Source organism: Fructilactobacillus sp. X3R5C2 (assembly GCF_059901175.1).
Genome location: NZ_JBWXVC010000001.1, coordinates 192,063 through 211,489, shown reverse-complemented (window position 1 = coordinate 211,489; position 19,427 = coordinate 192,063). Strand labels below are relative to the sequence as shown.

The 19,427-nt window shown below is 40.9% G+C and carries 22 protein-coding genes and 1 riboswitch; of the genes, 10 read left to right on the top strand and 12 right to left on the bottom strand.

The features are described from left to right. Positions 1-10: 10 nt before the first annotated feature. Positions 11-133, bottom strand: a complete 123-nt coding sequence (locus AC6UD4_RS01055) for a hypothetical protein (RefSeq protein WP_010022570.1) — start codon at positions 131-133, stop codon at positions 11-13. 110 nt (positions 134-243) lie between these two features. On the opposite strand from AC6UD4_RS01055, the gene thiD reads away from it, so the two are divergent. From thiD to AC6UD4_RS01020, 7 genes are all read left to right on the top strand, one after another. After that, on the top strand, positions 244-1,044 hold the full coding sequence (thiD, locus tag AC6UD4_RS01050) for a bifunctional hydroxymethylpyrimidine kinase/phosphomethylpyrimidine kinase (RefSeq protein ID WP_500693451.1): 801 nt from the start codon (positions 244-246) through the stop codon (positions 1,042-1,044). 185 nt (positions 1,045-1,229) lie between these two features. Then, positions 1,230-1,835 carry a 5' nucleotidase, NT5C type gene (locus tag AC6UD4_RS01045; protein WP_500693450.1) on the top strand — a complete coding sequence of 202 codons (606 nt, stop codon included), beginning with the start codon at positions 1,230-1,232 and terminating at the stop codon, positions 1,833-1,835. A gap of 13 nt (positions 1,836-1,848) precedes the next feature. Beyond that, on the top strand, positions 1,849-2,727 hold the full coding sequence (gene fba, locus AC6UD4_RS01040; RefSeq protein WP_500693449.1) for a class II fructose-1,6-bisphosphate aldolase: 879 nt from the start codon (positions 1,849-1,851) through the stop codon (positions 2,725-2,727). Between the two features lie 340 nt (positions 2,728-3,067). Further along, the gene (gene glpK, locus AC6UD4_RS01035) at positions 3,068-4,579 is read left to right on the top strand and encodes a glycerol kinase GlpK (protein ID WP_500693448.1); all 1,512 of its coding nucleotides are present in this window, start codon (positions 3,068-3,070) and stop codon (positions 4,577-4,579) included. After that, a complete protein-coding gene (locus AC6UD4_RS01030; RefSeq protein WP_500693447.1) occupies positions 4,572-6,389 on the top strand; it encodes an FAD-dependent oxidoreductase in 1,818 nt (605 codons plus the stop codon). The genes glpK and AC6UD4_RS01030 overlap by 8 nt, the downstream gene beginning before the upstream one ends. After that, positions 6,382-7,167 carry a triose-phosphate isomerase gene (gene tpiA, locus AC6UD4_RS01025; RefSeq protein WP_500693446.1) on the top strand — a complete coding sequence of 262 codons (786 nt, stop codon included), beginning with the start codon at positions 6,382-6,384 and terminating at the stop codon, positions 7,165-7,167. Before AC6UD4_RS01030 ends, tpiA begins: the two co-directional genes overlap by 8 nt. Positions 7,168-7,169: 2 nt before the next feature. Beyond that, complete coding sequence (locus tag AC6UD4_RS01020; RefSeq protein WP_500693445.1) at positions 7,170-7,874, top strand: MIP/aquaporin family protein; 705 nt, start codon at positions 7,170-7,172, stop codon at positions 7,872-7,874. Positions 7,875-7,988: 114 nt separating this feature from the next. Here AC6UD4_RS01020 and AC6UD4_RS01015 read toward each other — a convergent pair whose 3' ends face one another. Continuing rightward, a complete protein-coding gene (locus tag AC6UD4_RS01015) occupies positions 7,989-8,168 on the bottom strand; it encodes a hypothetical protein (RefSeq protein ID WP_500693444.1) in 180 nt (59 codons plus the stop codon). 2 nt (positions 8,169-8,170) lie between these two features. Further along, positions 8,171-8,875 carry an NAD(P)H-dependent oxidoreductase gene (locus AC6UD4_RS01010; protein ID WP_500693443.1) on the bottom strand — a complete coding sequence of 235 codons (705 nt, stop codon included), beginning with the start codon at positions 8,873-8,875 and terminating at the stop codon, positions 8,171-8,173. A gap of 202 nt (positions 8,876-9,077) precedes the next feature. Between AC6UD4_RS01010 and AC6UD4_RS01005 the strand changes: the two genes are divergently transcribed. After that, positions 9,078-9,278, top strand: coding sequence for a cold-shock protein (locus AC6UD4_RS01005; RefSeq protein WP_010022560.1), 201 nt, complete (start codon positions 9,078-9,080; stop codon positions 9,276-9,278). A gap of 69 nt (positions 9,279-9,347) precedes the next feature. Here AC6UD4_RS01005 and AC6UD4_RS01000 read toward each other — a convergent pair whose 3' ends face one another. From AC6UD4_RS01000 to AC6UD4_RS00990, 3 genes are all read right to left on the bottom strand, one after another. Further along, on the bottom strand, positions 9,348-9,872 hold the full coding sequence (locus AC6UD4_RS01000) for a TetR/AcrR family transcriptional regulator (protein ID WP_500693442.1): 525 nt from the start codon (positions 9,870-9,872) through the stop codon (positions 9,348-9,350). A 75-nt stretch (positions 9,873-9,947) separates the two neighbouring features. Beyond that, positions 9,948-10,229: a hypothetical protein gene (locus tag AC6UD4_RS00995; RefSeq protein ID WP_500693441.1), complete on the bottom strand. Its 282-nt coding sequence runs from the start codon at positions 10,227-10,229 to the stop codon at positions 9,948-9,950. Between the two features lie 71 nt (positions 10,230-10,300). After that, positions 10,301-10,465: a hypothetical protein gene (locus AC6UD4_RS00990; protein ID WP_500693440.1), complete on the bottom strand. Its 165-nt coding sequence runs from the start codon at positions 10,463-10,465 to the stop codon at positions 10,301-10,303. 192 nt (positions 10,466-10,657) lie between these two features. Here AC6UD4_RS00990 and AC6UD4_RS00985 point away from each other — a divergent pair, with 192 nt between their 5' ends. Next, positions 10,658-11,695 carry a YczE/YyaS/YitT family protein gene (locus AC6UD4_RS00985; RefSeq protein WP_500693439.1) on the top strand — a complete coding sequence of 346 codons (1,038 nt, stop codon included), beginning with the start codon at positions 10,658-10,660 and terminating at the stop codon, positions 11,693-11,695. Between the two features lie 70 nt (positions 11,696-11,765). Here the strand turns inward: AC6UD4_RS00985 and AC6UD4_RS00980 are convergent, their stop codons facing one another. From AC6UD4_RS00980 to purB, 3 genes are all read right to left on the bottom strand, one after another. Next, positions 11,766-13,151: a class II fumarate hydratase gene (locus AC6UD4_RS00980; RefSeq protein WP_500693438.1), complete on the bottom strand. Its 1,386-nt coding sequence runs from the start codon at positions 13,149-13,151 to the stop codon at positions 11,766-11,768. A gap of 33 nt (positions 13,152-13,184) precedes the next feature. Next, positions 13,185-13,748: an ECF transporter S component gene (locus AC6UD4_RS00975; RefSeq protein ID WP_500693437.1), complete on the bottom strand. Its 564-nt coding sequence runs from the start codon at positions 13,746-13,748 to the stop codon at positions 13,185-13,187. 67 nt (positions 13,749-13,815) lie between these two features. Then, positions 13,816-13,907, bottom strand: a riboswitch (TPP riboswitch). An 81-nt stretch (positions 13,908-13,988) separates the two neighbouring features. Continuing rightward, the gene (gene purB, locus AC6UD4_RS00970) at positions 13,989-15,284 is read right to left on the bottom strand and encodes an adenylosuccinate lyase (protein WP_500693436.1); all 1,296 of its coding nucleotides are present in this window, start codon (positions 15,282-15,284) and stop codon (positions 13,989-13,991) included. Between the two features lie 204 nt (positions 15,285-15,488). Here purB and AC6UD4_RS00965 point away from each other — a divergent pair, with 204 nt between their 5' ends. Further along, positions 15,489-16,757, top strand: a complete 1,269-nt coding sequence (locus AC6UD4_RS00965; RefSeq protein WP_500693435.1) for an adenylosuccinate synthase — start codon at positions 15,489-15,491, stop codon at positions 16,755-16,757. 45 nt (positions 16,758-16,802) lie between these two features. Here the strand turns inward: AC6UD4_RS00965 and AC6UD4_RS00960 are convergent, their stop codons facing one another. From AC6UD4_RS00960 to AC6UD4_RS00950, 3 genes are all read right to left on the bottom strand, one after another. After that, positions 16,803-17,900, bottom strand: a complete 1,098-nt coding sequence (locus AC6UD4_RS00960; protein ID WP_500693434.1) for a M24 family metallopeptidase — start codon at positions 17,898-17,900, stop codon at positions 16,803-16,805. Between the two features lie 75 nt (positions 17,901-17,975). Next, positions 17,976-18,758, bottom strand: coding sequence for a biotin--[acetyl-CoA-carboxylase] ligase (locus AC6UD4_RS00955; RefSeq protein WP_500693433.1), 783 nt, complete (start codon positions 18,756-18,758; stop codon positions 17,976-17,978). Between the two features lie 3 nt (positions 18,759-18,761). After that, on the bottom strand, positions 18,762-19,343 hold the full coding sequence (locus AC6UD4_RS00950; protein WP_500693432.1) for a 4'-phosphopantetheinyl transferase family protein: 582 nt from the start codon (positions 19,341-19,343) through the stop codon (positions 18,762-18,764). Positions 19,344-19,427: the final 84 nt, after the last annotated feature.

The window sequence follows — 19,427 nt, the reverse complement described above, 5'->3', positions numbered from 1 at the left end:
ATTAGTTCAATTATTTAGCAGGTTTTTGCTTCAAAAACTTTTGTAAGTCTGCTACTTCTTTTTGTTTTGCTTTACGTTTTTTAGTGTCGATCGGACGACGACCTTGGACACCATTTGGATGACAAATTCTCATGATGAAAAACTCCTTCCAATTAAGTCTAATTCCTTAAATACATCAGCTCTTAGTATTATAATACATGGAACAGGTAAAAATCAAATCAAACTAGAATGGAGACGCAAAAAATGGCTAAAGATTATCCACAAGCAGTAACGATTGCTGGAAGCGATAGCGACGGTAGTGCTGGCGTCCAAGCTGATTTAAACACTTTCTTTGCCCGTCGGGTCTACGGGGCATCGATTATCACAGCATGTGTATCGGGTAATTCATATGGGATTCACGATAGTGTTAACATGCCGACTAGTTTTATTGACCAGGAATTTAAAGACCTCGGTGATGACTTTCACATCTTGGCTGCTAAAACTGGCATGTTATCAGACGCTAACATCATTAATACGGTCGTAAAAGATTATCAGCTCTATGACTTTGGTCCCCTCGTGGTTGATCCAGTAATCACCACCAAATTTGGTACCATGCTTTTAGAAACGGATGCTTTTGACGCCATGAAAAACCAACTGGTTCCCATGGCAACCGTCCTCACGCCGAACTTTTTTGAAGCGCAAAAGTTGACTGGTTTAGACGTTGACGATCCCAACTTTATGGCAAAGTCAGCTCAAGCCATGCAGGACATGGGGGCTAGTAACGTAATTGTCAAAGGACGCCATGATGACCCTAGTCAGACCAAGGTTTCTGACTACGTTTTACTTGAAGACGGCAAACATTTTAATACCGACGGCCCTTATTTTACCACCGACCGTAAAAACGGAACTGGTGATACTCTTTCAGCTGGCATTACCGCTGAACTGGCAAAAGGACACACTGTTGCCGATTCCATTAAGATTGCCAAACAATACGTTGATGGCGCAATCGAAGACGAGATCCAAGTTGGTCATAAATATGGTCCAATCAATCATTGGGCAAGATAATTTAGGAATTAATATTTGTAAGACGCAAATTCATTAATTAAGGGATGAGTTTGGGTCTTTTTTTGGATTGAGCTCAATTTTCATTTGAGGCAAATTAATCATAATGTGGTATGTTCTAATTATCCAAGCTTAAATAATTTTGATTATTAATTTATTGATCAAAAAGGAAAGGAATCTTATGTTTCATGAAAGCAAACAAACCAATAAAATTATTTTTAGACATGGATAACGTGTTAGTTAATACCATCCCTGTTCTAAACCAACGGGCGAAATCATTACCAACCGGAGCTCGTCCTGATCGGATCCCCGGCATCTTTAAGGATCTTGATCCGACCGAAAATGCGATTGAAAGTGTTAATCAATTAAAAAAATATTATGATTTGTACATCCTCACTACTGCTCCGTGGAGCAATCCAAGTGCTTGGCAGGATAAGGTAGCGTGGATTCAACGCTACTTTGGTCAGGAAAAAGGAAGCCCCTTTTACAAAAAAATCACAATGACTCACGATAAGAGTCTCGTTCACTACGTTGGTGGAATTCTGATCGATGATCGTCCGTATCATGGTGCCAGTGCTTGGAACGACACCAAAACCAACAGTGTGTGGATCCAATACGGATTTGATAAACGATTGACTTGGAAAGATGATCTAGTTCCATTCTTGATTAAAATTGCCCAATATGACAATCAAACTAACCAGTTGATTGATGCCGTCAATCAAGCTAATGATCAAAATCCAAAATACGTCGTCCACGGAAATGTAAGTACGTTTCAAAAAGAAAATTGGGAATAAGGGAGAAAATAAAATGATTACAAACAGTACTAAAATGTTAGATAAAGCTCGAAAAGAACACTATGCCGTTCCGGCATTCAACGTCAACAACCTCGAATGGGCGAAAGCCATCTTAGAAGCATGTGAAGAAGCCAAGTCACCGGTCATTATGCAGGTTACTTCTGGTGCGGCCAACTACATGGGCAGTTTTAGATTAGCCTATGATTTGATCGTGGATATGCACAATGCATTAAACATCACCGTACCGGTCTCAATCCATCTCGATCACGGAAACTACTACGACTCCATTAAAACCCTTGGAATCAAGTTCACTTCAATCATGTTTGACGGGTCTGCCTTACCATTAAACGAAAACCTTGAAAAAACCAAGACCCTAATTAAGTTAGCACACGCAGAAGACGTTAGTGTCGAAGCTGAAGTCGGAACCATTGGTGGTGAAGAGGACGGAGTAATTGCTGATGGTGAAATTGCACCAGTTGATTCAGCCGTCAAAATGGCCGAGACTGGCGTAGACATGCTGGCAGTTGGCATCGGTAATATCCACGGTAAGTATCCAAAGGACTGGAAGGGTCTCAACTTTGCTCATCTAAAAAAGATCGACCAAGCCCTTTATGATAATACGGGAAAGCAAATCCCATTGGTTCTCCATGGCGGCTCTGGAATTCCTGATGACCAAATCAAAAAGGCTATTCAATTAGGAATCTCTAAGATCAACGTCAATACTGAGGGACAATTAGCTTTCCACCAAGCAATGCGTGACTACGTCCACTCTGATAAAGACCTCGAAGGAAAAAATTATGACCCCCGAATCTTCTTAAAGGCTGGAACCAACGCGCTTAAAAACATGTGCCTAGACCGGATTAGAGTCTTTGGATCAGAAAACAAAGCCTAATTCATACCCGTTATCAAAATAATTAATCCATCTGGATTCACATTTATCTAAAAATGTGAATCCTTTTTTTATTCCATCAGTTCATTCATCAACTACATATAATAAAATGAATAAAGTTTGACGAACGTTAACCCACGTGATTACTCATTTTCTTACTCAAAGCCGGATATTATCCAGGATGCTTTTATTGTGAAATTTGATATTGGTAGTATACTAACCGTTAAAGAAAACGTTTTCTTTAGTTTATGAATGCTGCCATCAAGCGAATCCTAGGAAAATGGCACATTTAATAATTATGTGAAATATGGTTTATTTGTGAAAGTAAGAAGTGATAGACAAAATGAAAAAATATATTTTAGTAATTGACGAAGGAACCACCAGTGTTCGCGCTATCATTTACGATAAAAACGCAAACGTGGTATCTAGCGATCAAAAAGAATTAACCATGTATTTCCCGGAACCCGGTTGGGTGGAACAGGATGCTAACGAAATTTGGTTAACCGCCCAAGCCGTGATGGCAACCGCCATTATCAAGGGCCGGATTAATCCGAATGAGATCGCTAGTATCGGAATTACTAATCAACGAGAAACCACCGTAATTTGGGACAAAGAAAGTGGATTGCCCATTTCTAAGGCCATTGTGTGGCAATCACGTCAAACTGCCCCAATAGCCAAAACAATGATTGATGCCGGGTATAAAAGCATGGTGCAAAAGAAAACCGGCTTAATTATCGATGCGTATTTTTCTGCCACTAAAATCAGATACATCTTGGATCAAGTCTCTGGTGCCCAGGAACGAGCCGAAAATGGTGAACTTCTGTTTGGTACGATCGACAGTTGGTTACTTTGGAAACTAACGGGCGGTGAAGTTCATGCGACCGATTATTCGAACGTTTCTCGAACCATGCTATATAACATCGAAAATCTCGACTGGGATCCTGAATTACTGAACATTCTCAATATTCCTAAAGTCATGCTTCCAGAAGTCAAGGACTCATCGGGAGTCTTTGGTAAGAGTCTGCCGGAAAACTTTTTTGGTGCTTCGGTTCCCATCTCTGGAATCGCTGGTGATCAACAAGCCGCTCTATTCGGTCATTTAGCGGTTAATTCCGGTGACGTTAAAAACACTTATGGTACCGGTTCCTTTATTGTGATGAATACGGGAAAAAAGCCCAAATACTCACACAACGGCTTATTAACCACGATTGGTTATGGAATTGGTGGTCAAATTACCTACGCTTTGGAGGGATCCGTGTTTATTGCTGGTTCCGCCATCCAGTGGCTAAGGGATCGCATGCAGTTAGTTAAAACGGCTCCCGATACCGAAAATCTAGCCAACAAGTCTAATAATCACAATGAGGTTTATGTCGTCCCAGCATTCACTGGATTAGGTGCTCCATACTGGAATCCAGACGCGCGTGGTGCGGTCTTCGGTTTATCACGTGGAACCACCAAAAATGACTTTGTTAAGGCAACGTTACAGTCCATTGCCTATCAAAGTCGGGACGTTGTGGGTGCCATGGTAAATGATACTAATATGCCAGTCACCAACCTCCATGTTGATGGGGGAGCCTCGTTAAATAACTATTTAATGCAATTTCAATCCGATCTTTTAGAGACCTCAGTCGTGCGATCAAAAGACATTGAAATGACAGGACGTGGTGCCGCCTATTTAGCGGGACTAGCCATTGGATTCTGGAAGAGTATTGACGAACTTAAAAAACTTCAGCCTGAGCCAACCATTTTCAATCCCAACATGGAAAAAGATGAAGCAGAAAGCTTATATTCGGGCTGGAAACAAGCAGTTAAGGCAACTGAATCATTTAAGCCTCAGGAGAATGAAAATGAATAACTTTTCGTATAAAAACCGAAACCAAGATATTGATCAACTTAAAAATGATGATTTTGACGTCACAATCATTGGCGGTGGCATCACTGGAGCAGGCATTGCCGTTCAGGCCGCTGCTTCGGGTCTCAAAACCGCTTTAATTGATATGCAGGATTTTGCTGAAGGAACCAGTAGTCGTTCGACCAAACTCGTTCATGGGGGAATCCGCTACCTCAAGACTTTTGATATTGACGTCGTAAACGACACCGTCAAGGAACGAGCCATTGTGCAACATATCGCTCCACACATCCCTCGTCCTTCTAAAATGCTACTGCCACTTTACGATAATAAGGATGACACCTTCACCCCGTTAAGCGCAGAAGTCGCCATGGCCATTTACGATCATTTAGCCAACGTTCCAAAAGACAGTCCCTTTGCACACCAAACACTGTCAAAAGCGGATGCAGAGAAAAAATTACCCAACCTAAACCACAATCATTTAGTTGGGATGGGAGTCTATCTTGATTACAAAAATAACGATGCGCGCCTCACAATCGAAAACATTAAACAAGCAGTCAGTGATGGTGCCGTTGCCGTTAGTCACGTTAAAGCAGTCAACATCGAAAACGATCACAATCAAAAGATTGTAAACGTGATTGATAGAGAAGATAACACCGAATTTCCAATTAAATCCAAAATCGTCATCAATGCGGCAGGCCCTTGGTACGATGGCATTGTTAAAATGTTTGATTACGATCATAAGCAAAAAATCAGACCTACCAAGGGAGTTCACTTAGTAGTTGATCAAAGCAAACTTAAGGTGCCCCTCCCCGTTTACTTAGACTCTGGGTTAGACGACGGTCGGATGATTTTTATCATCCCAAGATTTGGAAAAACTTACTTTGGAACGACGGACACGGATTACGATGGTGATTACAGTAACCCAACCGTTAATCAAAAAGATGTTAACTATCTCTTAAAGACCGTTAACCAACACTTCCCAAACGCTAACTTAACGACTAACGATATAGAAGCAAGCTGGGCTGGCATTCGTCCTTTGATTGAATCCGGTGATTATAACGGGAATACCACGCACAAAAACTTAAACGACGACGATCTGCACCACTTGGACACTAAAATCAATCAATACTTTAACCGGCAGATTGACCACAACGACGTTAACAATTACGTTCATTCGGTAGTTTCAAACGACCAAAGTGCTTCAAGTGTTTCACGTGGATTTGAAATCAAACTGGTCGACGGTGTCATCAATGTCTCTGGCGGTAAATTAACCGATTACCGGCTAATGGGCGAAGACACGATGAAACTTGTCAAAAAAGAACTGGAACAAAAATTTGATCAACCTGTTTCATTAATTGACTCTAAAAATTACCAAATCTCTGGTGGCCACTTCGATTCAAACGACGTTAACGGCAACATTAAAAGTTATGCTGCCACCTTAGTCAACCGCGGCTTAAGCACCAAGGAAGCCATGGCGATTGCCAACCTGTTTGGATCAAACACTCCCTTAATCGCTAACTACGTTGCCAGTGGCGTCACTGCGCCAGGTCTAACTTTGGCAGAAACAAGTGTTCTTCACTACTCAATCGATCACGAAATGATCAGTCGTCCGATCGACTTCTTACTTAGAAGAACGAACTACCTCCTATTTGATTCCGAAAAAACCAATCAAATCGAGAGGCCGGTCATCGATGAGATGAGTCGCCAATTAGGCTGGGATCGAGCAACTAAAGAAAACATGACCAGGGAATACTTTAAGATCCGCCATCAGTCTCAATTAAAGAAACTAAAGGAGGCTAGTCTCAATGAGTAATCGAATTCCACTTATTTTAGCAAATTGGAAAATGAACAAAACCAGCAAAGATATTGAGGACTTCTTAAAATCATTAGAAGGTAAGTTGCCTGATAAAAACCTCGTTCAAGTTGGCATTGCGGCTCAAAACGTCTACCTTTATAAAATGGTTCAGTTCATTCAATCCCAAAAAGAGCCCATCGAAGTTTTTGCCGAAAATTTGCACTGGGCCGACGAAGGTCCGTACACCGGAGAAACGTCCCCGGTTGCATTATCAGACCTTGGAATCAATGGTTCTATTATTGGTCACTATGAACGCCGCAAGATGTTTAAAGAAACGAACGGTACAATTGGATTAAAAATCATGGGTAGTTTTCGCAATCACCTCACTCCGGTAGTGGCAATCTCAGAAGATACCTCAACCTATAATCCTGATGATCTGGAGATGTCACCCTTAACCGAAATTGCCGTTTCATTTGCTGGCATCAACAGAAAGGATGCTGAACATTTAGTCATCGCATACGAACCATCGTGGTCCATCGGTGCCGCTAAAACAGCCTCATTAGCGGAGATTGAACATGCAGCACGGGTGATTCGCACCTCCCTTAAGATTATTTTTGGAAATGACACTGCCGAAAAGATTAGGATTCAATACGGTGGAGCAGTCACCCCAGAAAATGCCAAAGCCATTTTTTCATCACCAAATATCGACGGACTGTTGATTGGAAGAGCCTCATTATCTTCAGATACCTTTCTTAAAATCATCAATGACGTGGCCGAAGTTCAAAGAGGAACCTAATAATGAAATTAAAAATCTTTGGTGAACTGGTTGGGACTGCCTTATTAATCTATTTAGGAACAGGCCTCATCATTTTCAGCGGACCGTACGCTGACCAGTTAGGTCCGTCGGTTGGATGGGGTCTCACCTTATCCATTCTGGTTTATGCCACTGGACCACTTTCAGGAGCTCATCTAAATCCAGCCGTAACCCTTACCATGTATTTAACTAAAAGAATGCCCGGAAAAGAGGCGATTATTTATGTAATTAGTCAACTAGTCGGCGGTCTCTTAGGTGAAATTTGTGTCGTTTTAACCTACGTCTCACTGCTTAACAAGACTGGTGAAAGTTGGAACAAGGAAGTTAGCACTAATTATTTAGGTGGAACGGTCTTCCCCCACATCTCCGCTCCAATTGCTTTCTTCACCGAAGTTCTACTGACCACCACTTTGTTAATTGTGATCCTAGTCTTAAACCATTCTAAAACAAATATGTATGCCATTCAGTCACCAATTGCCGTCGGCTTTACCATCTTTGTTTTGGTAATTGTTGGTGGTAAGTTAACCGGCGCTTCAATGAATCCCGTCCGATCATTGTTCCCCGCTATTTTTGCTGGCGGATTAGCATTAAAATCACTATGGCTTTATCTAACAGCACCACTTGTCGGTTCGATTCTGGCAGCCTTAATAAACCAATACATTATTTCAGACCGAAGCGAACGAATTTAGTATTATAAATAAAAAAGCTCCCAAACCGGAGCTTTTAAATCAAACCGTACCCACAGGGGCTCGTCTTTAACGACGGGTCCCTTTTGTTGTCAATACCATCAACGTAAAGAGTCCTTACCATTTTTCGGGACTCCAACTTCTCCCATCAATTTCATTTTCAGCCTGCTCATTTCTTTTGGCCTGTTCTTTAACTAACTGTTTACATCCATATAACAGTGCACGATTAATAAATGACGTCTGGGTCTTAATTAATTCATTAATCTTATTAGTCGTCCATTCTTCGTTATCATCCATAATTAGTCTTCCTCCTGATTCCGAATTAGGTTAATTTGTTCCTTTAAGTCATTTAAATTATCTTGACTGGTTTCCACTTCTTTAATAATTAAATCCAGATCCTGCTTATGTGATTTCATACTTCCAGTTGCCAATTTCTTTAGTTGAAAAGCCATCCACGTCTCACGTTCGTTAAAGTTAAAGGGATACTTAGCTGTCAAATACATCTGGTAGTCAACAAGCAACTTTTTTTTCTCATCATCCGACATGTACCCAAATTGCGAAATCACAAGTGGTGTCATAAACTTCATACCTGCTTGTCTAGCAAGGGCTTCGTATGGTGTCATAATTTGAGAAATACTAAAGGATTGACTAGCACCCACCGCAAACGATGATTTAGGGTAGCCCACACTCGTCACGATTCCGAGTTTCTTGCCCTTTAAACGGCCATCTTCATTAGCGTACGTGTAGGCCCGACTTAAGACCTCATCCTCCCAAACTTTAAGCGATGAGGGGGCACTATACCAATAAAGTGGAAACTGAAAAATGATCCGATCAGCCTTATTTAAGAGGTCACGCTCAGCTTGCACGTCAATTGGATCACTTCCATATATTTCATCTAAACAGTGCCATGTAACATCGGCTAAATCAGCTTGACTGGTTCTTAGAAATTCCTGGGTAATTGAGTCCTGAAACTTGGGGTGTGAAACGATTATTAATGTTTTCATGCCTTCATCTTCTTTTAATTGATTAATATAAGTCTATCATATTGACATCAGTAGAATTTATGTTATATTTAAATAGATGTGTGAATGGTTTCGAGTTTCTAAGGTTTCTTGTTTTGTATTATTATGAAATGACTTCCTTTTAAGATTCAAACTAAGCAACACTGAAAAATTTATTGCGCTATGCGCTAGGAGGTTTCATATTATGAAACAAGGTACTGTTAAATGGTTTAACGCTGACAAGGGTTATGGTTTTATTACTACTGATGATGGTGATGTATTCGTACATTACTCAGCTATCAACAAGGATGGCTTCAAGACCCTTGACGAAGGCGAAAAGGTTACTTTGGACGTTGAAGAAGGAGACCGTGGTCCCCAAGCTGCTAACGTTACTCCAATGGACTAATTTTAGCCAAACAAAAAGAGTTCTGCAATCGCAGAGCTCTTTTTTTATACATATTTTTAAATTAAAAAACTAGTTAACCTTAAAGTTCATGTACTTCGATGCAAAGATGACCAATTCTTCAACGGGCTCTTCCATCCCGTCTTCTGTCCACGTTAGTAAAACTTCAGTTAAACCACCTGAAATCAACGAAATTAGCATTTTCGATGAATTGGCGCGCAACTCTAATATATCGTCGTCAACCAGATTCGTAATGTATTTTTTTAAGATTTTAAGTAACAAATAAGACAGATCATTATCAACGATTACATCCATCATCCGCTTATTCTCTTTAATAATCGTAAAGAAAGTCGTTGCTAGGCCGTTAAAATTAGAGACCTTTTGCGCTAATAAACGATTAATAAAGGTTGAAAAGGTCTCCTGAAATTGACCAACGATGACGTCTTCCTTGGTATGGAAGTTACGATAAAACGTCATCCGGGAAACCCCAACGTGTTTGGAAATGTCTTTCACCGTAATTTCTTGATAAGACTTAGTTTGGAGCATCTCAAACGTTCCTTCAATTATTCTCTTTTTGGCTGTTTCTTTTTTTGCCATATTTTCACCATTCGACCATAAACATGAGAGATTAACTTGGCAAATAAATAAGCGTGAAGAATGTTCTCCTCACACTTATTTATTTTTTAACGAGTCAAGTTGCGTTTGCAATTCATGATACTGATTTGATAATTCCATGTATTCAGTACTCATTTTATTATATTTATTTTCATACTGAGTAGCTCGATCGAGAGCATTTTTTAATTCGTCTTGAAACTGGACCACCTGTGACTTCAAATCACTAGTGCTCTTATCTGAAATGTCAGTACCACTTGTCAAAGCTTGAATTTTACTTTTAAGCTCTTTATTACGAGCCAATAAATCTTTGACCTGTTGTTTCAAATCTGAATCAACCATTATACTCACTTCCTAGACAATTGCATTTTAGTTGAAACCGCAGCACCTTGCAATTAAATTACTAAAATTTACTAAGTTAACGGTTTCAAGATGGGTGCAATCATTGCTCTGGCTGATTTACTCAATTGAAGTTTCTTATTGTGCATTAGCTGATGAACTCGAAAAAGGTTATTTTCACGCTGTTGCCAGTCTTTGACTGGTAGAGCGCCTTGCTTGTTTAATACTTTAATATTCATAAGCAATCCCTCCAAATACAAAATCAACTTAAATGATTAGTTCAAGTTAACAAGAATTATAATACATATTTCAAAATTAGTCATCTCTTGTAATTTATTGCCCGTATCAATACGTTTGTGCCGCCCAGCCCTTACAATCCTGTATGCAATAAGTTATAATACAAATATCAAATTAAGAAGGAAGTCTATTCAATGAGTAATTCTACCCAATCAGGCAATACTGCCGCACCACAAATGACTTGGTACGGTAAAACATTTAATATATTACTTAAAGTTTTAATGTCGTTTGTTGGTATCACCATGTTATCACTTGGTGCCACGTTACTTCGATCAAGCAAGATTTTAGGTCTTGATCCTTTTACTGCCGTTAATATTGGTATGTCAAACCATCTGCACATGTCACTTGGTTTGTACCAGTTACTGGCTAACCTGGTAATCTTCGTGTTTGTCTTGTTCCTTGACCGTCACATGATCGGAATTGGAACCATCATGAACATGGTGCTAGTTGGATTTGAGATTCAAATTTTCACTCAATTTTACCAACAAATCTTCCCGTCGGGGATTAACTTCTTCGTAATCGTTGCTAATGCCTTCTTGGGACTAATCCTATTTACGGCTGGTAGTTCAATCTACATGGCTCCTAATCTTGGTGTTGCCCCCTATGATGCCATTGCTCCAATTGTATCATCACGACTACACATCAAGTACAAGACGGCTCGTGTGATCCAAGATATCCTCTTCTTGATTGCCGCTGTCCTTGCTGGTGGCCCCGTTGGATTTGCATCAATCATCGTCGCCTTCTTTGCCGGTCCACTAATTTCCTACTGGAACAAACACATTAGTGACCCCATTGTTAACGGAATTGACGACTTCAGTGAACAGCCAACGGTTAAACACGCCGCTAGTACGATTTCTAAGGCGACGTTATCTGGGTACCATTATCTAACCCATGCTTATAACGCCACTTTAAACGTTCAGATGAACTTATCAGGGTACACTAATCAACAGTTAGGGACTCGTCTTCACGACGCCCAAACGAACATGGAAGACTCACAGAAGGCTTACAATGCTTACCGGACCCAGTACAGAATGTTGATGGCAGAAATGATGAAACGAAGCAAAAACGGTAACGTTAATCCACAATCAACTGGTAGTACTACTGATGGTGCTCCGCAAAATTCAAAAGATTCTGATGCCAATAATAATAATCTCAATGATTCCAAAAAGTAATTAAATACCCAAAAGGTCCAGCAATAACGGAGACGTTAGTTGCTGGACCTTTTTTTATTTATAATCTTGATCATTGTTCGCGCTTATAATTAGTCATTTTTAATGGCTCAACCCATTTATCAAAGTTATCACCAGTGACGTATCCTGAATCAATGGCCGCCTGTCTAAGATTCGTCTTTCCCTTTAAAGCAGCATTGGCAATTTCAGCTGCTCGATGATAGCCAATGTGTGGTGACAATGCCGTTACCGTCATCAAAGAATTATGGACCAACTCCTCCATGCGATCTTGGTTGACTTCAATCCCTTTGACCATCAAGTCCGTAAAGTGGCTTAAGATGCCTGTCAGTGACTGAACGGAATCAAGAAAACAGGATATGATAATTGGCTTATAGACATTCATTTCAAAGTTTCCCTGGGTGTTAGCAACTTCGATGGTCGTATCATTTCCCATGATGCGCGCTACTACCATATCCATGGCTTCACCCTGAGTCGGGTTCACCTTGCCAGGCATAATCGATGACCCAGGTTCATTAGCGGGAATTTTAATCTCACCGTAACCAGCTCTAGGACCACTCGCTAGAAATTTAATGTCATTGGCAATTTTCATCAGATCAGTTGCAAGCGTCCGCACAGCCCCATGCGTCATGGTAATGGCCGAATGGGAAGCTAATCCATAAAATTTATTTTCAACTTCAAACGGCTCATGATACTTATTACCCAGGGTTTGAACCATTTCCTTATCAAAGTCTTCCGTCGTATTAAGGCCGGTCCCGACTGCTGTTCCACCAATTGGTAGCCCCAGTAGTGACTTCGAATTGTCCCTCACAAAATCAAGGTCGTGTTGAATGGTGCTAGCCCATCCCGACACTTCCTGTCCAAACGTCATCGGAGTGGCGTCCTGTAAATGAGTGCGCCCAATCTTAACCACATCCCAATACTTTTTCTGTAAGTGATGCATAACATTAATCAAATGCTCCAACTCAGGTAACAGCTGATTGATGGCAACCAGACTTGCAATGTTCATTGCCGTTGGAAACGTATCATTTGAACTCTGGGAATGATTAACATCATCATTTGGTAAAACATTAATCTTTGGATTAATCTGATTAGCAACGTGGGCAATCACCTCGTTCACGTTCATGTTAGTCTGAGTTCCCGATCCAGTTTGGTAAATGTGTAACGGGAAGTTTTGCATTAATTGATTATCGGAAAGACTCAATAGTTTTTGGGCACCCTGCTCAATCAACTCACCCTTTTTTCGATCGATGGTGTCTTGTTTGATGCTCACCTCGGCAGCACTTGCTTTAATGTTTATGAGAGCGCGAATTACCAATACTGGTAACTTGGGACCGACAGGAAAATTATGCCGGCTCCGCTCGGTTTGAGCACCCCACAAAGCATCCTTTGGCACCTTGACGTCTCCAAGCGTGTCACTTTCAATTCGATAATCAGACATTTTGTCATCTCCTAATTAAATATTGGGTACGACTTATCTGCTTAAGACCTGACTTTTTTCTAGTAAACGACTGATGAAATAAGTCAGCACTCCACTGAATAAGAAGACCGATACAAGCCGGGTTAGAAACAGTAGGAGTAAAAATCCAAAATGATAATTTGCGTATCCACTTTTGATCATATCCCAAGCAAACGTAATTACCGTGGTGGTAATCGTCGTACTTATGATTCCTAACCAATCATAATGTTTATATCCCAATACGGCAAATCCTAACTCAGACGATAGTCCTTGAATTAAGCCGGATAACAAATCAGCAATTCCCCACTGACTGCCAAGGATCATCTCGACGAAGGCTCCCAGTAACTCACCAAGGGTAGCGGAAAATGGGATGCGAATGATAAACGCTGCTAACGGTCCAGCAAGCGTCCATAATCCAAAGGTGGCTTCGTTTGCAAACGGCTGCAATCCAAATGGTGTCAGTGCCGCAGCTAAGATATTATAGAGAAATGAAGTTCCCCAAAAAATCACTCCACAAAAAGCACCAATCAATGTAACTAAAATAATGTCCTTTAAATGCCATTCTCTCAAAATTTTCATGTGATCTCCTCCAATAAAAAAAGTTCCTGGATCTACCCCGGGAACTTCAACACATGATTAAAAATGACACTTGTAGTGTAGTCGGATCCCTTCGCAGGTCTTAACCTGATCAGGTTCAATGGGTATTATCTCAGCCTTTCGGCACCCCAGAATTATATAATTCACTTTAATAATATACTGATTGAATGGTAAAAGCAATCAAAATCAAAATGGAGATGCATTAATGCATCTCCATTTAACCTATTCTAATCCGACCCGTTTGAAAATATCATCAACGTGTCTAAGGTGGTAATGATAATCAAACGCATCGTTAATCTCTTGGTCAGACAACCGTTCATTAATCTGATCGTTAGCTTTAACTAACTTTTCAAATGACTCGCGGTTTTCCCATGACTGAGCCGTCAGTGGTTGAACTAAGTCGTACGCTTCTTCCCGACTCATGCCTTTATCAATTAGTTTTAGCATTACTCGTTGACTGTAAATTAGGCCATAAGTTAGATTCATATTTTCCTTCATCCGCTTTGGGAACACGTCTAGATTTGAAAGAATGTTGTTGAAACGATGGAGCATGTAATCTAAGAGCGTGGTACTCTCTGGTAGAATAATTCGCTCAGCCGAAGAATGGGAAATATCACGCTCATGCCACAAAGAAACGTTCTCGTAGGCAGTGGTGATTAGTCCACGCATCGTTCTGGCCAACCCACAAATGTTTTCTGATCCAATTGGGTTCCGTTTATGTGGCATTGCTGAAGAACCCTTTTGACCAGGATTAAAATGCTCTTCTACTTCATGAATCTCAGAACGTTGCAAACCACGGATCTCCGTTGCAAAATTTTCAAGACTAGTGGCAATCAACGCCAAAGTGGCGATATATTCGGCATGCAAATCACGAGGTAAGACTTGACTAGTGATTTCTTGGGCTCGTAGTCCTAATTTATTACATACGTAAGCCTCTACCTGAGGATCGATGTTAGCAAACGTCCCAACGGCTCCAGAAATTTTCCCGGCTTCCACTCCGGCAGCTGCTTCGTTAAATCGTTTTAGGTTTCGTTTCATTTCTGAATACCAACGTGCCATCTTTAAGCCAAAAGTCATTGGTTCCGCCTGAACCCCATGGGTTCTTCCGATTTCAACCGTATCCTTATATTTTAAGGCTTTCTGCTTAATGGTATCCATTAAAGTTAAAATATCCTGACGAAGAATCTCGTCAGCCTGCTTTAGTCTAAGTCCCTGAGCGGTATCGACAACATCAGTACTAGTAACGCCGTAATGGATCCACTTTTTTTCGGGGCCAAGCGACTCCGAAACATCGCGGGTAAAAGCCACCACATCATGGTGAGTTTCCGATTCAATCTGTGCAATGCGGTCCACGTCAAAGGTCGCGTTTCTTTTAATGGCAATAATGTCAGCATCTGGAATCTTACCTAACTTATTCCATGCTTCATCAATCGCAATCTCAACTTCAAGCCATGTCTGATACTGATTCTGCTTACTCCAAATTCGCTTCATTGGTGCTCTTGTATAACGATCAATCATTTCATTCACCTCATTATAATTACAGGATAATCTTACATAATGTTTTCTTTTCAGTCAAATCAACGCCGCTACTACTTTATTATAATTCTAATATTCAATAAAACACGAACATTATTTTTAACAATATTTTGAACGTTCTTGATTTTTCCATATGTGATTGGTAAACTGTTCTTGGTAAAAAAATTCATTTACGAGGTGCTATTTATGTCTGTAACAGTTGTTGTTGGTAGTCAATGGGGCGATGAGGGCAAAGGAAAGATTGTCGATACCCTAAGTGCTGACGCGGATATCATTGCTAGATATCAGGGCGGTGACAATGCGGGTCACACCATTGTGTATAACAATCAAAATTTTCACGTTCAACTCGTTCCGTCCGGAATTTTCTATTCTGACAAGTTGGCAGTAATTGGAAACGGCGTTGTTTTGAACCCCAAGTCACTATTTAAAGAAGTCGACTATCTAAACAAACATGGTGTTTCTACCGACAACCTCCGTGTATCATCTCGTGCTCAAGTCATCATGCCATACCATCCTCTTTTTGATAAGCTTCAAGAGGAACACAAACATCATAAGATCGGGACGACTCAGAAGGGAATTGGCCCTGCTTACATGGACAAGGTTGCTAGGGTTGGAATTCGGGTGGCCGATTTAATTGATCCAGTAACTTTCAAGAAGCGTTTGAAAGACGTCTTGGCTGAAAAGAACGAAATTTTGGTTAAACTATACAACCATGAGCCCCTTAATTTTGAAGAAATCTATAATGAATACGTCCAGTTAGGGAAACGATTAAAACCATACGTAACCGAAACCTCCGTTCTTTTAAACGATGAAATCGATCATAACCAAAACGTCCTGTTTGAAGGTGCTCAAGGAATTATGTTAGACGTTGACCATGGGACATATCCCTACGTCACTTCTTCGAACCCCGTTGCCGGAGGCGCTGCCGTTGGTGCTGGGATTGGACCCAGCAAGATTGATCGGGTCATTGGAACTTGTAAAGCCTATACTTCACGTGTCGGTGAGGGACCATTTCCAACGGAACTACTAGACGAGACCGGTAACTACATCAGAGAAACCGCCCATGAGTACGGGGTTGTGACCAAGCGTCCCAGACGAATCGGTTGGTTTGACAGCGTTGCCTTAAGACACGCTCGTCGTGTTTCTGGTCTAACCCACCTAGCCTTAAACTGTCTGGATGTTTTTGACGGATTAAAAGAAATTAAGATTTGTACCGCATATGAACTAGACGGTAAGAAAATCACTTATTACCCCGCTAACTTGGATATCTTGGACAAGTGCAAACCGGTCTACGAAACGCTCCAGGGATGGAACGAGGATATCACTAATTGTGATACTTACGACAAGCTTCCTAAAAACGCCCAAAAGTTTCTTGACCGGGTTTCAGAACTTGTAGGTATCCCGTTAGTCACTTTCTCAACTGGTCCCAAGCGAGAACAGACCCATCAAATGTAAAAAATAAGACCCTGGATAAAATCCAGGGTCTTTTTATGTCAACTCTTATACATAACGTAATTCTTTGGACGTGTGAGTAAATGGTTCATTTCCATCCTTGGTTAAGTGGATGCAATCTTCAATTCGAACCCCAGCTACGCCAGGAATGTAGATACCCGGTTCAATTGAAAAGCACATGCCTTCCCTTAAAATCATCTTATTGCCCTCCATGATTGAAGGGAATTCATGCTCACCCATCCCCATGCCGTGGCCTAAACGGTGGATGAAGTATTTACCATAACCAGCCTTGTCAATGATATCTCTTGCAACCGCATCCAGGTCTTCGGCCCGAATACCTGGTTTAGCAGCAGATTGGGCAGCTAACTGAGCTTCCAAACAAACGTCATAAATCTCTTTTTGTTTGGCCGGAATTTTATCACCAACAGCGACCGTCCGGGAAGCATCAGAGATGTAGCCATTATGAACCGTTCCTAAATCAAATAATAACAGGTTATCGTTCTTAATCTTGTTCATGTCAGTAGCACCATGTGGTTCCGCCGCGTGAGGTCCAGTCTGAACCAGAGTATCAAAACTCATGTTCATAACCCCTCTGATTTTTTCCTGGTACTCAATCTCAGCAGCCACTTCTGCCTCCGTTTTACCGGCTTTAGTGGTCTCAAAACCAACTTGAAAAGCAAAGTCGGCTTCTTTTCCAGCAGCGTCTAACTGTTCAATCTCATATGGCGTCTTAATTACCCGCAGTTCACTAACTTCTGGAGCCACGTTAGTGCTAAAGTCAGCCTTCGGAAATTCAGCTTGAAGCTGTTGATAACGACTAATGACCAAGTTGTCGTCTTCAATCCCAAATCGCTTGGGATCAGGAGTTACATCACGAATGTGCTTGGCGATCAGTTTAAAGGGATCTTCATGGTCTAAGTAACCATAAACGGGATACTTCCATCCTGACTCCTTTATGGCTTCCACTTCGAGTTCTGGTGCAAACAGAAATGGTTCCGCATCAGGAAAAATAAAAAGTGCCAACACCCGTTCAACGGGATCACTACCAAAACCAGTAAAGTACTTAATATCCTCAAAATTACTGATGTAAGCAACATCAAGCTTCTTTTGGTTAACGTAGTCTCTCATTTCATTTAATTTAACCATAATAAGACCTCCTGAATTTGTTGCTAATTTTAGCATACAATTAAATTTAATCAACACAAAAAGAAAAACCTAACATTAATCGTCAGATTTCATCTTCCTAATATGTCTGGTCACATTCGGATCCAGGTTTAACGTTTGCTGGTCTCGTGTCTTTAACAAAAGGTGCCCACGTTCGTCGATTCCCGCCAATTTTCCAGTGATTTCATTATCATGATTGATAAGGGAAACTTGTTTGTTAAGCCACAGCAGCCGCTTAGTATATTGATTAATAATCCGATCATCGTCCCACTCGCGATAGACCTCGTACAAATGGTCATAAACCGAAGCAATTAACTGGTTCCTTTTAAGTGGTGGTACCACGTTTAAACTCCCCACCATTTGGTCACCATTACGTGAAAACGGCATGATCCCAATATCGAGGCCGATGCCCATGATAAAGTTCTCGGGCTCGTTATCTTCGTTACTCTGAATTTCAGTTAAAATCCCACAGACCTTACTGTCATCGTGATACACGTCATTGACCCATTTCAATTGAGTATCGATGTTGTAGACCCGTTTAATGGCGTCCGTAACGGCAACCCCAATCCCAAGTGTTAAAACGCCTGGATTATCAAGATACCTTGGTTGGGCCTGAAACACCACCGTAAAATAAACCCCGTTGTTTGCAGGAGAATAAAAATGATGACCATTTTGGCCCTTCCCCTTCGTCTGTTCGTTAGCAATGATCATGCCAGGACGATGCCAGACTTCAACTTGAGCCTCTTCGTTAGTCGACGGTAACTGGTCATAAACCTCGATTTGATCAATGGGATTACTAATTAAGCTATGAATTACGCGTGCATTTAAAATATCGTTCATGATTTATTCACTCACCTGGGTAGCAAGAGTCCCAATGTACTTCCATCCCACGTCCAAAAAGTTAATCTGGTACAAATCATCGTTTCTTCTAGCACTTTCCATGTGAGGTAATGAAACCTCAACGGACTTGGGTTTTCCGATCAATCCGACTCCCTGAAGTTTTAAGACCGCTTCCTTGATGGTCCATAATCTTAAGGCTTGTTCACCTTGCCGTTCGCCCTTTAAATTCTTTAAGTAATCAAGTTCTGCTGGGGTGAAAGCCTTGGTAATCCTGGTGTAGTCATAAGGACGAATCTGTTCTAAGTCAACTCCAATTGGTTGATCAGAAATTACCACCAAAACCGCGTCATGAGAGTGAGCAATGTTAAAATGATAGCCATTTGGCACAAAATAGGGTTTCCCGTAATGTCCAAAATCAATGTCAACGTTTTTAATGGCGTCTTGTACTGGCATCCCCACCAGTTTAGCTAACAAAACCCTTCCAACAAGCGTCTGTTGCTTTTTGGGCTTATCGGTGATTTCTAAGTCTTGGTAGTATGGTTGAAATGCTTTTGTGGTGATCGAATCACTTAAAAATTTAATCATGCTAATTCCTCATTTTCATTTTATTAGACCTGATTGGGTCCGAGAGATAAAAAATAAGAGTCTCACTATTTTCAACAGATACAA

Coding starts and splice junctions, on each gene's coding strand:
- AC6UD4_RS01055 (WP_010022570.1), bottom strand. CDS start 133: ATGAGAATTTGTCATCCAAATGGTGTCCAAGGTCGTCGTCCGATCGAC.
- thiD (WP_500693451.1), top strand. CDS start 244: ATGGCTAAAGATTATCCACAAGCAGTAACGATTGCTGGAAGCGATAGC.
- AC6UD4_RS01045 (WP_500693450.1), top strand. CDS start 1,230: ATGAAAGCAAACAAACCAATAAAATTATTTTTAGACATGGATAACGTG.
- fba (WP_500693449.1), top strand. CDS start 1,849: ATGATTACAAACAGTACTAAAATGTTAGATAAAGCTCGAAAAGAACAC.
- glpK (WP_500693448.1), top strand. CDS start 3,068: ATGAAAAAATATATTTTAGTAATTGACGAAGGAACCACCAGTGTTCGC.
- AC6UD4_RS01030 (WP_500693447.1), top strand. CDS start 4,572: ATGAATAACTTTTCGTATAAAAACCGAAACCAAGATATTGATCAACTT.
- tpiA (WP_500693446.1), top strand. CDS start 6,382: ATGAGTAATCGAATTCCACTTATTTTAGCAAATTGGAAAATGAACAAA.
- AC6UD4_RS01020 (WP_500693445.1), top strand. CDS start 7,170: ATGAAATTAAAAATCTTTGGTGAACTGGTTGGGACTGCCTTATTAATC.
- AC6UD4_RS01015 (WP_500693444.1), bottom strand. CDS start 8,168: ATGGATGATAACGAAGAATGGACGACTAATAAGATTAATGAATTAATT.
- AC6UD4_RS01010 (WP_500693443.1), bottom strand. CDS start 8,875: ATGAAAACATTAATAATCGTTTCACACCCCAAGTTTCAGGACTCAATT.
- AC6UD4_RS01005 (WP_010022560.1), top strand. CDS start 9,078: ATGAAACAAGGTACTGTTAAATGGTTTAACGCTGACAAGGGTTATGGT.
- AC6UD4_RS01000 (WP_500693442.1), bottom strand. CDS start 9,872: ATGGCAAAAAAAGAAACAGCCAAAAAGAGAATAATTGAAGGAACGTTT.
- AC6UD4_RS00995 (WP_500693441.1), bottom strand. CDS start 10,229: ATGGTTGATTCAGATTTGAAACAACAGGTCAAAGATTTATTGGCTCGT.
- AC6UD4_RS00990 (WP_500693440.1), bottom strand. CDS start 10,465: ATGAATATTAAAGTATTAAACAAGCAAGGCGCTCTACCAGTCAAAGAC.
- AC6UD4_RS00985 (WP_500693439.1), top strand. CDS start 10,658: ATGAGTAATTCTACCCAATCAGGCAATACTGCCGCACCACAAATGACT.
- AC6UD4_RS00980 (WP_500693438.1), bottom strand. CDS start 13,151: ATGTCTGATTATCGAATTGAAAGTGACACGCTTGGAGACGTCAAGGTG.
- AC6UD4_RS00975 (WP_500693437.1), bottom strand. CDS start 13,748: ATGAAAATTTTGAGAGAATGGCATTTAAAGGACATTATTTTAGTTACA.
- purB (WP_500693436.1), bottom strand. CDS start 15,284: ATGATTGATCGTTATACAAGAGCACCAATGAAGCGAATTTGGAGTAAG.
- AC6UD4_RS00965 (WP_500693435.1), top strand. CDS start 15,489: ATGTCTGTAACAGTTGTTGTTGGTAGTCAATGGGGCGATGAGGGCAAA.
- AC6UD4_RS00960 (WP_500693434.1), bottom strand. CDS start 17,900: ATGGTTAAATTAAATGAAATGAGAGACTACGTTAACCAAAAGAAGCTT.
- AC6UD4_RS00955 (WP_500693433.1), bottom strand. CDS start 18,758: ATGAACGATATTTTAAATGCACGCGTAATTCATAGCTTAATTAGTAAT.
- AC6UD4_RS00950 (WP_500693432.1), bottom strand. CDS start 19,343: ATGATTAAATTTTTAAGTGATTCGATCACCACAAAAGCATTTCAACCA.